This is a genomic window from Vulcanococcus sp. DEBay_Sum22DG08_74 (assembly GCF_017852955.1).
In the GTDB taxonomy this organism is placed as follows: Bacteria; Cyanobacteriota; Cyanobacteriia; order PCC-6307; family Cyanobiaceae; genus Vulcanococcus.
Window position 1 is genome coordinate 16,761 of record NZ_JAFMKL010000012.1, and the last position, 12,049, is coordinate 28,809.

The 12,049-nt window shown below is 67.1% G+C and carries 11 protein-coding genes; 7 read left to right on the top strand and 4 right to left on the bottom strand.

Going from position 1 to position 12,049, the window contains the following annotated elements; translation table 11 throughout:
* Positions 1 to 18 precede the first annotated feature (18 nt).
* The 6 genes from zwf (at position 19) to QZ184_RS03055 (ending at position 6,044) form a co-directional block, all read left to right on the top strand.
* On the top strand, positions 19 to 1,542 hold the full coding sequence (zwf, locus tag QZ184_RS03030) for a glucose-6-phosphate dehydrogenase (RefSeq protein WP_010317888.1): 1,524 nt from the start codon (positions 19 to 21) through the stop codon (positions 1,540 to 1,542).
* A 37-nt stretch (positions 1,543 to 1,579) separates the two neighbouring features.
* A complete protein-coding gene (locus QZ184_RS03035; RefSeq protein WP_010317889.1) occupies positions 1,580 to 2,884 on the top strand; it encodes a glucose-6-phosphate dehydrogenase assembly protein OpcA in 1,305 nt (434 codons plus the stop codon).
* A gap of 8 nt (positions 2,885 to 2,892) precedes the next feature.
* Positions 2,893 to 4,263, top strand: a complete 1,371-nt coding sequence (locus tag QZ184_RS03040; protein ID WP_296418092.1) for a cobyrinate a,c-diamide synthase — start codon at positions 2,893 to 2,895, stop codon at positions 4,261 to 4,263.
* Between the two features lie 2 nt (positions 4,264 to 4,265).
* The gene (locus QZ184_RS03045; protein ID WP_296418094.1) at positions 4,266 to 4,868 is read left to right on the top strand and encodes a histidine phosphatase family protein; all 603 of its coding nucleotides are present in this window, start codon (positions 4,266 to 4,268) and stop codon (positions 4,866 to 4,868) included.
* A 69-nt stretch (positions 4,869 to 4,937) separates the two neighbouring features.
* A complete protein-coding gene (locus QZ184_RS03050; RefSeq protein WP_296421681.1) occupies positions 4,938 to 5,357 on the top strand; it encodes an acylphosphatase in 420 nt (139 codons plus the stop codon).
* Positions 5,358 to 6,044 (top strand): GAP family protein, encoded by a 687-nt coding sequence (locus tag QZ184_RS03055; RefSeq protein ID WP_010317893.1) that lies wholly within the window; start codon positions 5,358 to 5,360, stop codon positions 6,042 to 6,044.
* Here the strand turns inward: QZ184_RS03055 and QZ184_RS03060 are convergent.
* Genes QZ184_RS03060 through folD form a run of 4 tightly spaced genes read right to left on the bottom strand, consistent with a single transcriptional unit; the run spans position 6,037 to position 9,853 of the window.
* Positions 6,037 to 7,497, bottom strand: coding sequence for an AAA family ATPase (locus QZ184_RS03060; protein ID WP_296418096.1), 1,461 nt, complete (start codon positions 7,495 to 7,497; stop codon positions 6,037 to 6,039). The two genes, QZ184_RS03055 and QZ184_RS03060, sit on opposite strands and share 8 nt — an antisense overlap.
* Positions 7,490 to 7,966 (bottom strand): divergent PAP2 family protein, encoded by a 477-nt coding sequence (locus tag QZ184_RS03065; protein ID WP_296416024.1) that lies wholly within the window; start codon positions 7,964 to 7,966, stop codon positions 7,490 to 7,492. The genes QZ184_RS03060 and QZ184_RS03065 overlap by 8 nt, the downstream gene beginning before the upstream one ends.
* The gene (crtE, locus tag QZ184_RS03070) at positions 7,963 to 8,901 is read right to left on the bottom strand and encodes a geranylgeranyl diphosphate synthase CrtE (protein ID WP_296418098.1); all 939 of its coding nucleotides are present in this window, start codon (positions 8,899 to 8,901) and stop codon (positions 7,963 to 7,965) included. Before crtE ends, QZ184_RS03065 begins: the two co-directional genes overlap by 4 nt.
* Positions 8,902 to 8,956: 55 nt before the next feature.
* Entirely contained in the window at positions 8,957 to 9,853 is an 897-nt protein-coding gene (gene folD, locus QZ184_RS03075) for a bifunctional methylenetetrahydrofolate dehydrogenase/methenyltetrahydrofolate cyclohydrolase FolD (RefSeq protein WP_296418100.1), read from the bottom strand.
* A 146-nt stretch (positions 9,854 to 9,999) separates the two neighbouring features.
* On the opposite strand from folD, the gene QZ184_RS03080 reads away from it, so the two are divergent.
* The gene (locus QZ184_RS03080) at positions 10,000 to 12,030 is read left to right on the top strand and encodes an HDIG domain-containing metalloprotein (protein WP_296418104.1); all 2,031 of its coding nucleotides are present in this window, start codon (positions 10,000 to 10,002) and stop codon (positions 12,028 to 12,030) included.
* The last annotated feature ends 19 nt before the right edge of the window (positions 12,031 to 12,049 follow it).

A 12,049-nucleotide genomic window follows, 5' to 3' on the forward strand; every position in this document is an offset into this window, starting at 1 on the left:
GGGACGCGCGCATCGCCCATGCCGGCCCAGCAAACCAACCCTCTACGGGTAGGCCTTCGACAAGAGCGTGTCATCTCACCCCAGTGCCTGGTGATCTTTGGCGCGAGCGGCGACCTCACCCATCGCAAGTTGATCCCGGCGCTGTTCGAGCTGTTCCGCCAACGCCGATTACCAACGGAGTTCGCCATCCTGGGCTGCGCCCGCAGGCCCTGGAGTGATGAGGACTTCCGCGGGCGCATGGCCGAGGCGATGGCCAGCGAAATCCAACAGCACCAGAGCGCCTGGGAGCAATTCAGCGGCTGCCTCTTCTACGAGCCGGTGGACCTGCAGAAGGACGAAGACGTCGTCAAATTGGGGACGCGACTCGAGGCCCTCGATCGGCTCAAGGCCACCCGCGGCAACCGAACCTTCTATCTCTCGGTGTCACCGGCCTATTACGGCAGCGGTTGCCGGGCCCTGGCCAACGCCGGTCTCCTCCAGGATCCCGGCCGAAGCCGGGTGGTGATCGAGAAACCCTTTGGCACGGACTACAGCAGCGCCCAAACCCTGAACCGCATCGTCCAAAGCTGCGGCAAGGAATCCCAGATCTTCCGAATCGACCACTACCTGGGCAAAGAGACCGTCCAGAACATCCTGGTGTTGCGCTTCGCCAACGCCATCTTTGAGCCGATCTGGAACCGGAATTACATCTCCAGCGTCCAGATCACAGCGGCGGAAACCGTCGGCGTGGAAGAGCGGGCCGGGTACTACGAAACCAGTGGTGCCCTGCGGGACATGGTGCAGAACCACCTCACCCAAATGCTGGCCCTCACCGCAATGGAAGCGCCCGGGCACTTCGACCCGGAGGCCATTCGCAACGAGAAAGCCAAGGTGCTGCAGGCGGCCCGGCTCGCCAATGAAGACGAGCCCTGGAAATGCTGCGTGCGCGGGCAATACAGCCGCGGCGGCAGTCCGGCCAGTCCCCTAGCGGGCTACCGGGAGGAACCGGGGGTGAATCCCGACAGCACCACCGAAACCTATGTGGCGATGAAGCTGTTCATCGACAACTGGCGCTGGCAAGGGGTGCCCTTCTACCTGCGTACGGGCAAACGTCTACCCAAACGCCTCTCAGAAGTTGTGCTGACCTTCCGCAAGGCTCCCGTGCAGCTCTTTGATGCGGCGGGTGGCACCCCGACCGCCAACCAACTGGTGCTGCGGATCCAACCGGATGAAGGCGCTGGCTTTGTCTTTGACGTCAAAGCACCCGGCTCGGGCATGCGCAGCCGACCGGTGGACATGCACTTCAGCTACGAGGACAGCTTCGGTGAGCCCTCCGATGAGGGCTATGTCCGCCTTCTGGCCGACGCGATGCTCGGCGATCCCACCCTCTTCACCCGCAGCGATGAGGTGGAGGCCGCCTGGAGGCTCTACACCCCCTTGCTGGAACTGATTGAGGACGCCCCAGCCCGCCTGCCGGTCTACCCCTACGAAGCCCGGACCTGGGGTCCCGCCGCCTCCGATTCCCTCCTGGCCGAGGACGGCCTGATGTGGCGACGCCCGTAATTCCTGCTTTTCGACGTTCTGTTCTTCAGCACTTGCCATGGCTCCCCAACTCACCCTCCAGGCCCCCATCGAGATGGCTCCCCAGGAGGTCCCGGACTATCTCAACCGGCTCTGGAGTGACCATCTCAAGGACTCCAGCGGCGCCTCCACCTTCACCCTGGTGGTGTGGGAGCCCTCCTGGCTGCAGCAGCAGCTGATTCGAACCGGCCGTGCGGATGGTCCCTTGAGCGGGCTGCTCAACGATCAACTGCTGGAGGCCGCACGGCGGGCGAGCAGCGAGCTGGGGCTTCCCACCGGCACGGCTCCCACCGCGCCCCAGGTGGCCTGGGCCCTCGGGCAAGAGCCCGGGCAACACAGCGCCGAGGATCTACGCGGGCAATTCGTTGACCGTGCCATCAGCGCCCACCAACCCCGCCGCCTGATCACCCTGGCCCCCACCCTGGCGGCGGATCAGCAGTTGCAGTCGATGGTGGCGGCCTACTGCCCCCTGCCGGAAGAGCGCGGCACCACGAGCGATGCCTGCGGTGATGTGGTGGTCCTGCGGGGTGGCATGGGAGCGATGTCCCATGGCTTGTCGATGCTCCAGGAGCTGATCCCCTCAGACCTGCCCTGCTGGGTCTGGTGGAACGGGAGCATGGATGAATCACCCGAGCTCCTCGAAGGGTTGGCAACCGTGCCGCGCCGTTTGGTGGTGGACAGCTCCATCGGCGAGCCCAGGCGCTGCCTTGATCTACTGGCCCAGCGCATTGCCCTCGGCCAGGCCGTCAACGACCTCAACTGGCTGCGGCTGCGGACCTGGCGGGAATCGCTGGCGATGGTCTTTGACCCCCCGAGCCGCCAGAGCGCCCTCGATCAGGTGGTTCAACTGGATATCGATGTCGAAGGGCAGCATCCGGTCAAAGGACTGCTGCTGGCCGCCTGGATTGCCGATCGGCTCGGCTGGCACCTGGTGAGCAGCTTCTGGATCGATGGATCAAGCCCAGCGGAGCGGGGGATCGGGGCTGAATTCCAGCGCTCCGATGGCCAAAGCGTTCAGTTCCGCCTGATGCCCGTCCCAGTCGGCATGAGCAAGGTCCATCCCGGGGCCCTGGTCGGCCTGCGCCTGATCTGCGCCCCGCCGAACCGCTCGCCCCTCTGCGTGATCCTCTGCTCGGAATCAGGAGGCTGCATGCGTCTGGAGGCCGGTGGCGTCGCCTCGATGGAACTGGCCGAGGAGGTCGTGCCCCTGCCGAACGAAAGCGAGGAGATGGAAATGGCCCGCCTGCTGGGGGGAGGACATGACAGCACCAACCCCCTGATGGCCGCAGCCGTCGCCCTGGCTGCCAAGCTGCTGCCCAGTTAGGACGCACCATGCCCTGCCTGATTGCCGCTCCTGCCAGCGGCAGCGGCAAGACCCTGGTCAGCCTCGCCCTCGCCGCCCTGGCGCGTCGCCGCGGCCTCAGCCTGCAGACCTTCAAGGTGGGGCCGGACTACCTGGACCCCCAGCTGTTGTCCCTGGCCAGTGGCCGGGCCTGCCGGAACCTCGACGCCCTGCTCTGCGGCGAAGACTGGCTGCGGCAGAGCTTCCAGCGCCACGGCAGTCAAGGGGATCTCTGCCTGGTGGAGGGGGTGATGGGCCTCTTCGATGGCAAGGGGCCCTCCGCCGAGGGGAGTTCCGCCCACGTGGCTGCGCTGTTGCAGCTCCCGGTGGTCCTGGTGGTGGAGGCCAGCCGGCAGGCCGGCTCCCTCGCCGCCCTGGTGCGGGGCTTCCGGGACCACGACCCGCAGCTGAGCATCGCCGGGGTGGTGCTCAACGGGGTGGGCAGTACCCGCCACGAGGCCCTGCTGCGGGAGGCCCTGGCCTCGATCGCCATGCCGGTGCTTGGGGCCCTGCCCCGGCACAGCAGCCTGGAATTGCCCTCGAGACACCTGGGTCTGCTGCCCGCCCATGAACTGGAGGATGTACAGACGCGACTGGAGGCCTGGGCGGAACTGGCCCAGGAGCATCTCGATCTCGAGCAGCTCTGGCCCCTGCTGAGCGCGCCGCCTCCAGCCGAACCCGCGCCAACACCAGCCCCGCCCGGGCAAGGAGTACGAGCACCGATCAAGGTGGCCCTGGCCAGCGATGCCGCCTTTCACTTCCGCTACCCCGAGGCAATCGAGCTGCTGGAGCAGAACGGATTAACCGTCGAGGCCTGGTCGCCGTTAGCGGATGAACCCCTCCCTTCGGATTGCCGTGGCGTGATCCTGCCGGGGGGCTATCCGGAACTGCATGCAGGCAGCTTGAGTGCGAGCCAACGCAGCCTCAGCTCCCTACGGCAGGCGCGGGCCATGGGGCTCCCGATCTACGCCGAATGTGGAGGGTTGCTGCTGCTCGGGCGCGGCCTGGAGGACCAACAGGGCGTCCTCCATCCAATGGCGGATCTGCTGCCCTTTCAGGCGCGGCGCGGGAGCTTGAGCCTGGGCTATCGCCAAGCCTCTCCGCTGGGCGATGGACTGGTGCTGCGCCAAGGCGAGACGCTCTGGGGGCACGAGTTTCACCGCTGGCAGCTCGACGCAGAGAATGCCGAGGACTCAAGCCTTTGGCAGCTGGAGGGCTGGGGCAGTCCGGCCCGCCGAGAAGGCTGGGGCGATGGCCAGCTCCATGCCAGCTGGCTACACCTGCATTGGGGGGGCTGCCCGGCGATCCCGCAGCGCTTTGCCGCCGCCGCCCGCCAGGTCTCACCACTGGTCCCTGATTAACCATGGCCGCCTTGCACCTTTGGCTGTTGCGCCACGGCGCCACCGAATGGGCACTGAATGGACGCCACACCGGCAACACCGATCTCCCCCTCCTGCCCCAAGGCGAAGCGGAAGCTAGGGGGCTCGCGCCGGTTCTGGCCCAGCACCGCTTTACCGCCGTCTTCAGCAGCCCCCTGCAACGGGCCAGACGCACCTGTGAACTGGCCGGCCTGGGCGAGCAGGCCCAGATCGAACCCGATCTCAAGGAATGGGACTACGGCGACTACGAGGGGCTGACCACCGCCGTGATTCGCCAGAGCGTCCCGGACTGGACCGTCTTCAGCCACCCCTGCCCAGGGGGAGAGAGCAGCGATCAGGTGCAGCAGCGCTGTGAGCGGGTGATCGCCCGTGCCAGCGCGTACGCCAGCGGTGCACCAGGGGAGCGCTGTGACGTGGCGCTCTTTGCCCATGGCCACATCCTGCGCAGCCTCGCGGGGTGCTGGCTGGGGCAGGGCCCCGCCGGCGGCGCCCGACTGGTGCTGGGTACCGGCAGCTTCTGCGTTCTGGGCTACGAGCGCCAGACCCGCGCCCTGATCCACTGGAATGCCCCAGCCCAACCGGCCTAAAGCCGGCCGTGGCCGAAAGCCAAAACCCGTGCCACCGTGAAGACACCAGGCCTTCGCAGAGGGGGGTGGATGACGCGGGATGACAGCCCACAACGCCAGTCAGGGACACCGGGCTGGCTGATTGCCGATACGCGGCCCCTCACCCGAGGAAACCGCAGCGCCAAAGTGCGGCAATGGGTGCGCCAGGAGCAGCGCCACAACAGCCAAAGCGCGCTTCGGATTGAGCGCTGGCAGCTGCAGATCCGAGGCCATGTGCAAGGCGTCGGCTTCCGTGAAAGTTGCAGCCGCATGGCCAAAGACCTCGACCTCAGCGGCTGGGTGAGGAATTGCCCGGACGGCTCCGTGGAAGTGCAGGCCGAGGGCCAGCCCCATCATCTGACCCAATTGCGCCTCTGGTGTGAACGGGGTCCCAGGGAGGCGGAGGTGCTGAGCGTGAACCAAAGCCAGCTCCCGCCCCTCAAGGAAGACTGGTTCGAAATTCGCCGTTAGATGACCAATGGCACCCTCTGGGCCGAGTTGCTGGCCTACGGCAGTGGAATCGCCCTGAGCCCGCTGCATATCGGCCTGCTGCTGCTGCTCCTGCTCGGGCCAAACCCGCTGCGGCGCGGCGGGCTGCTCGTGCTCGGCTGGATGCTGACCGTCACCGCCATGGTGGTGCTGCTGCTGACCGTGGGCCATGGCCTCCTGCTCACGATGGAGAAAGGCACCAGCCACCGCACAGGCTTGGATTTGCTCGCGGCCGGTGCCTTGCTGGCCCTGGGGCTCAAAGAATTACTGGATCGCAAAGAAGACGGTGCCGAGGCCCCCGGCTGGACCCGTCAGCTCGATCGCTTCTGCGCCATGCCCCTGCCGTTGCTGCTGGGGGTGAGTTCAGCCCTGGAGGTCATCAGCCCCGACGATCTCTTCCTCTTCGCCAAAGCCGCCTCAGCCCTGCTGTCCTCTGGGCTGAGCCAACTGCAAGAGACGCTCTATACCGGCGGCTTCGCCCTGGCCTGCAGCACGGCGCTCCTGCTGCCCTTCCTCGCGGTGCTCATCGGCCGCGACCAGGTGTTGCCCCTGCTCGAACGCGGTAAAACCCTGCTGTTCAACAAGGGGGATCTGCTGGTAGGGGGACTGAGCTTGGTCTTGGCGGGCTACCTCGGCTGGCAGGGCATCGAAGGCTTGCAGCTCAGCTAGCACCCTTGAGCCAGCGGCTCCAGCGATCACGCTCCTGGGTGGCCCCGGCACTGGCCAGACGCTGATCGGCACTGAGCCAAACCGCCTGCGAGGCCCGGCTGACCGCCACATAGACCAACTGGCGCCGCAGGGTGTCATCACTGGGCCAGAAGACGTCACCGGCGATGAAGACCTCGCCAAAGGTGCTGCCCTGGCTGCGGTGCACCGTCAGCACCGCAGCGGGACCCAGGGAGGCGAAGGCATCGCGCACTAGGAAATAACGTCGCCAGAGACTGCGGCCCTGCTGCTTGCCAGCTTCCCGGGCCTGGAGGCGCAGGGAGCGCATGACGCCATCGAGGGCTTGGCGTCCGGCACTGCCCACCGGCGGGAGGAGACGCAGGGTGAGCCGGGTCTCGCCAGCCTCCACCTCGGCATTGAGGGTGTCGATCACGGCCGGCGTCAGGCCGTCGCCGCTGCCCACCCCAAAGTCCGCCAGGTCACAGCGCTCGGGGGTGACATCGCGGACCACCAATTCACGGTTGGAGCCGAGCAGCATGTCGGGCTCCTCCGCGGCCTCCTCCCCGGCCCGGCACGCCGGGGCCATCACCGCCGAGCGGGTCATCAAGACCTCCCCCGGCAGGACGGGGAGCTGGTCGGCCATCTCGCCATGGATGGCGCGGCGGGCCAGCGGAACCAACTGCTCCAGGGCCCGGTTCGTGTAGCAAAGAATCCTGGCGTGATCGGGGTTGTCGAGCTCCGCCCCGCGCTTCAGGGCCGCCTGGGCCGCCTCCAGCCACTGGGAGCGGGGCAAGACCGCCACCTGCCCCTGGGGGTCACGAACCAGCCCCAAGGCCGGGGGCTGACGGCAGGGAAGATCACCACTGCGCAGACCGGTGGCGAGCTGCAACACCGGACCTTGATGGCGCACCACCTCGCTCAAGCTGGCGTTGACGGAGCGGCCCATCGAGAACACCGGGCTCTGCGGCTCCCCCACGGGCGGCAACTGGGCCGGATCGCCGACAAAGACCAAGCGGGTCTTGAAAGGGTGGGCGCAGCGCAGGGCAATCTCCAGGAGGGCGCTGTCGACCATCGAGGCCTCGTCGATCAGCACCAAGGAGAGGTTCTCGAGGGAGCCAGCGGTCTGCTCGGTTTCTTCGCACCGTTCCAGATCCCCCTGGCGCTTGAGCTTCAGCCGCAGCAAACGGTGGATGGTGCTCGGGTACCAGGTGGGCTGAAGACCAGCCCAGGACAGCTGCTGCCGCAGAACGCCCACCGCCTTGTGGGTGGGGGCCACCACGGTCCAACACCAATCCCTCTGCTCCACCAGGGCCAGCAGGTGGCAGGAGAGGAAGGTCTTCCCGGTGCCAGCAAAACCACTGAGGACAAACGGAGTGCCGTCGTAGGGGGCCTTGAGCCACTGCTCAAACGCCTCGGTCGCCGCCGTTTGGCCGCTGGTCAGCCCCCCCTCAGCCAATCGCCATCCAGCCCCAGTGCTGGGCCAGGGTCAAGGGAGAGCCCACCAGCACCAGCCCCGGTAGGGAAACCAGGGGGCCCATCAGGCTGCCGACCAGCACCTCCAAGGGGGTGTGGCCGAGCTTCTCCTTGAGCGGCGCCTGCTCCTCCCCCCCATCACTCAGGGCATTCACGCGGGCTGCCGTGAGCCCGGCGGAATAGCGGACGTGGGAGGCGTCATAGAGGACCACGAAGCACATGGTCGCCGCCAGGGCAAACAGGCCGGAATCAAACCCCTGCTGCCAGCCCAGAGCGGCGGCGGTCCCGGTCAGCAAGGCCGAATGGCTCGAGGGCATGCCACCGGTCTCGACGAGCACCTTTGGGTTCCAGCGGCGGTGCACCACCAGCTCAATCACCAGCTTGGAGAACTGGGCCGTGCCACAGGCGGCGAGCCCCCACCACAGGGCCCCGTTGTCCAAAAGAGCGTTCATCGATCGCGGCTGGTGATGTAGTCCGCCAGGGCCAGCAGCGGAGCCGCCGAGCCATTGCTGTTAAACGGCTCCAGCGCTTGCTTGGCTTCCGCCACCAGGGCATCAGCCCGCTGGCGGGACTCCTCAAGACCAAGGAGCTTGGGATAGGTGGTCTTATCGGCCGTCAGGTCCTTGCCGGCGGTCTTGCCCAGCACTTCGCTGCTGGCGGTGACATCGAGGATGTCGTCAATGATCTGGAAGGCCAGACCGATCCCGCGGGCATAGGTCGTCAGGGCCGCCAGCAGGGCCTCGGAGGCGCCGGCAATCAGGGCACCGGTCAGCACGCAGGAGCGCAGCAGCGCTCCGGTTTTGTGGAGATGGATGTACTCGAGGGTCTCGAGGTCAACGTCCTTGCCTTCGCACTCCAGGTCCACCACCTGACCGCCCACCAGGCCGGGGGCACCGGAGGCCAAAGACAGCTCGCCCACCACCTTGATCAACTGCTCGGCAGGGACCCCAGGGCTGCGCAGCGCCACCATCTCAAAGGCGCGGGTCAGCAGGGCATCCCCAGCAAGGATCGCGTTGGCTTCGCCGTAGACCTTGTGGTTCGTCGGCATCCCCCGGCGCAGGTCGTCGTTGTCCATGGCCGGCAGGTCGTCATGGATCAGCGACATGGTGTGGATCATTTCCAGAGCCACAGCCGTCGGCATCGCCAAGGCCGCATCACCGCCGGCCAACTCGCAGGCCGCCAAGCAAAGGATGGGCCGCAGGCGCTTGCCCCCCGCCAGGAGTGAGTAGCGCATGGCCTCCCGCAGGCTCTCGGGGCGCTCCGGCCCCAGGGAGCCATCAAGGGCCTGCTCCACCTGCTGCCGGGATGACTCCAGGTAGGCAGCGAAATCAAAGTGGCCCGGCTCCCCCCTGGAGGTGCTGTCAGTCGTCGTCACCGCCGCGCTCATGGGAGATCTGGGCCCAGGGCCATCGCTCGGGCGGATTCTCTCAGGCCGCGCCCCGCTATGGGAGCAAATCCGCCAAGGGCTGATCCAAACCGCAGCGTTGACACCAACTGGCAACGGTGTTGACCAGCAGGAGGGTCACGGTCATCGGACCGACGCCGCCCGGGACGGGGGTGATGGCGCTGGCGATCGGCTCGACCTCGTCAAAACGCACATCACCACACAACTTGGCCTTCGCTCCCGGCTCGCTGGGCAGGCGGTGAATCCCCACATCAACGACCACAGCGCCTGGCTTGACGTGCTCGGCGCCAATCATCCGGGGACGTCCAGCGGCCACCACCAGCACATCGGCCTGACGGGTGAGTTCCGCCAGGTCCTTGGTGCGGGAATGGCCAATGCTCACCGTGGCGTTGGCCGCCTGCAGCATCAGGGCCATGGGCTGCCCCACCAGGATGCTGCGGCCGACCACCACGGCCCGCTTGCCCGAGAGCTCAACGCCACCCGCCGCAAGTAAGGCCATAACGCCGGCGGGGGTGCAGCTGCGGGGGCCGGGCTCCCCCTTCAGCAGGCGGCCGAGGTTGAGGGTGTGCAATCCATCGGCATCTTTTTCGGGATCGATCGCCGCCAGGAGGGGACCTTCGTCCAGTCCCTCCGGCAGCGGCAGCTGCAGCAGGATTCCATCGACCGCAGGGTCGGCATTGAGGCGTTGGATCGTGCTCAAGACCTCCGCCGCCGGGGTCTCGGCGGGCAAATGGGCGCCCAGGTTGGTGATGCCAATACGACTGCAGGCCTTCTCTTTATTGGCGACATACACACCGCTGGCCGGGTCATCCCCCACCCGCAGCACCGCCAGGCCCGGGGGCCGGCCGGCCTGGGCGAGACGTTCGGCCACGACGCGCTCGAGGCGCTCTTCCAACGCAGCTGCCAATTGACGGCCGTCGAGACGCTGAGCCATGGCGAGGGGCAGGCAATCTCCTCTCAGCATGCAACGGCAGGGCTAGCGTGGGGACCTGTCATGCCCTCGCCGTGACTCGCCTGAGCACCGTGCCCCAGCTCTGGCGAAGGCTCCAGCGTCTCTGGAGGCAGTTGTTGCGGCTGGAGATGCCGCGTCAGGTGCTGACGCCCTGGAAGCGCGGCGCGAGCGCAGGCGTCGTCCTGATGGCCCTGGTGGTGGCCCTGGTCTCCAGCTGGCCCTGGTTGGTGGAGCCGAGCCTGCGGCCGGGCATCCCTGCACCCTTCACCGCGAAAGCGCCGAAGGCCGCCACGGTGGTGGACTCCGATGCCCTGGAGCAGCGCCGCTCCCAACTGGGCCTGCGGACCTATGTCCAGGTGGTGGATGAGCGCCAAAGCCAGGACCTCGAGGCGCGGCTGGAGCGCCAACTCGAAGCCGTCAACCGTCTCGCCGCGAGCGATCAAGAGCAGGTCGCTCCAATCGACATCAACCCACAGGAGCGGGCTTGGCTGAGGCGCTCCAGTCGCCGGCAGCTCCTGCGCTGGGAGCAGGAACTGCGCCAGGCCCAATCGCGGATGTTGCGCCAAGGGGTGGTGGGCAATGTCGCCCGGCAACAGCTGGTGAAAGCGGCCCGCCATCAATTGGAGGGAATGCAGGAGCCGGAGCTGGGCCTCGGCGCGCGCCTGATCGCGAATTCCCTACAGGGGCGCACCAACCTCCGCATCGACGCGGCCCTCAGCCAGCGGATGTTGGAGGACCTGCTCACCCAGCAGGGGATCCCCACCATTCAAGTCAGGAAGGGTGAACTGATCGCCCGGCAGGGAGAGCCGATCAGTCAGCAGGCCTATGCGGTCCTCGACTACTTCGGCCTGGTCAACCGGCGCCCCCTGATTGGCGCCTGGTTGCAGCACTTCGCGGAAGCCCTGGCCGCCTCCAGCGTGATGGTGCTGCTGATCCGCAACCGCCGGGTCAGCCTGGAGCCCCGTCAGGCGCTCCTCGCCCTGGGCCTGCTGGCGCTCGTCCAAGGCCTGAAGCTCTGGCTCGGTGCGGCCGCCAGCCCCCTGGCACTGCTCGTTCCGCCGACGCTCCTGCTCGCCCAGGGACTGGGAACCACCGCCGGACTGGCCTGGCTGGCGATGGCCAGCCTGCTCTGGCCGCTTCCCCTCTCTCCCTTTTTTGACCAGCGGATTTTGATCGCGGCGGCCGTGGCCGCCATCACCGCCGTTCTGGCGGATCGCCAACGCAACCGCGCCCAGCTGCTGCAGCTGGCCCTGCTGGTGCCACTGGGTGCGCTGCTTGCTGAATGGTTGCTGCTGCAGCTGGAGCTCTTCCGCGGTGTTCGGGAGGGGGGCCTCCCGATCGGATCGGACCTCACCGGAGAAGCGCTGGTGCTGGGCGGGCTGCTGCTGGGGGTCCTGCTGATCGGCCCGATGGTCGAGAGCTTTTTTGACCTCCTGACCCGCAGTCGCTTGATGGAATTGGCGGATCTGGAGCGGCCACTGCTGCGGCGTCTCTCCTGCGAAGCCCCGGGCACCTTCGAGCACACTTTGATGATCTGCGGCCTAGCCGAAGAGGGGGCCCGCTCCATCGGCGCCGACATCGACTTGACCCGCACGGGGGCGCTGTATCACGACGTGGGCAAACTCCATGGCCCCCAGTGGTTCATCGAAAACCAAGAGGGGGGTGACAACCCCCATGACCAACTCGATGACCCCCAACTGAGTGCGGGGATCCTCCAGGCCCACGTGGATGAGGGCCTCAAGTTGGCAAAGCGCTACCGGCTGCCCAAACCCCTGGCGGACTTCATCCCTGAACACCAGGGGACGTTGAAGATGGGCTACTTCCTCCATGAAGCCCGCCGGCGTGATCCCCAGATCCGCGAGGAGGATTACCGCTACCGCGGTCCAACACCCAGGAGCCGGGAGACGGCGGTGTTGATGCTGGCCGATGGCTGCGAGGCGGCCCTGCGCTCGCTCCCCCCCGACACCAGCGAAACCCAGGCCCGCGATGTGGTGCGCAGCATCGTCGAGGCCCGCTGGCGCGATGGCCAACTCACAGACAGCGGCCTGACCCCTGCAGAGTTGGAGCTGTTGGTCCGCGCCTTCGTTCGGGTGTGGCGGCGGATGCGCCATCGCCGCATTCCCTATCCAATCCCCGCCCGCAAGAGTTTCAGCGCCTGATGTCCTCCAACCGCTGGCA

Excerpts from the sequence above, each read along its gene's own strand:
- zwf (WP_010317888.1), top strand. The coding sequence starts at position 19 with ATGCCGGCCCAGCAAACCAACCCTCTACGGGTAGGCCTTCGACAAGAG.
- QZ184_RS03035 (WP_010317889.1), top strand. The coding sequence starts at position 1,580 with ATGGCTCCCCAACTCACCCTCCAGGCCCCCATCGAGATGGCTCCCCAG.
- QZ184_RS03040 (WP_296418092.1), top strand. The coding sequence starts at position 2,893 with ATGCCCTGCCTGATTGCCGCTCCTGCCAGCGGCAGCGGCAAGACCCTG.
- QZ184_RS03045 (WP_296418094.1), top strand. The coding sequence starts at position 4,266 with ATGGCCGCCTTGCACCTTTGGCTGTTGCGCCACGGCGCCACCGAATGG.
- QZ184_RS03050 (WP_296421681.1), top strand. The coding sequence starts at position 4,938 with ATGACGCGGGATGACAGCCCACAACGCCAGTCAGGGACACCGGGCTGG.
- QZ184_RS03055 (WP_010317893.1), top strand. The coding sequence starts at position 5,358 with ATGACCAATGGCACCCTCTGGGCCGAGTTGCTGGCCTACGGCAGTGGA.
- QZ184_RS03065 (WP_296416024.1), bottom strand. The coding sequence starts at position 7,966 with ATGAACGCTCTTTTGGACAACGGGGCCCTGTGGTGGGGGCTCGCCGCC.
- crtE (WP_296418098.1), bottom strand. The coding sequence starts at position 8,901 with ATGAGCGCGGCGGTGACGACGACTGACAGCACCTCCAGGGGGGAGCCG.
- folD (WP_296418100.1), bottom strand. The coding sequence starts at position 9,853 with ATGGCTCAGCGTCTCGACGGCCGTCAATTGGCAGCTGCGTTGGAAGAG.
- QZ184_RS03080 (WP_296418104.1), top strand. The coding sequence starts at position 10,000 with ATGCCGCGTCAGGTGCTGACGCCCTGGAAGCGCGGCGCGAGCGCAGGC.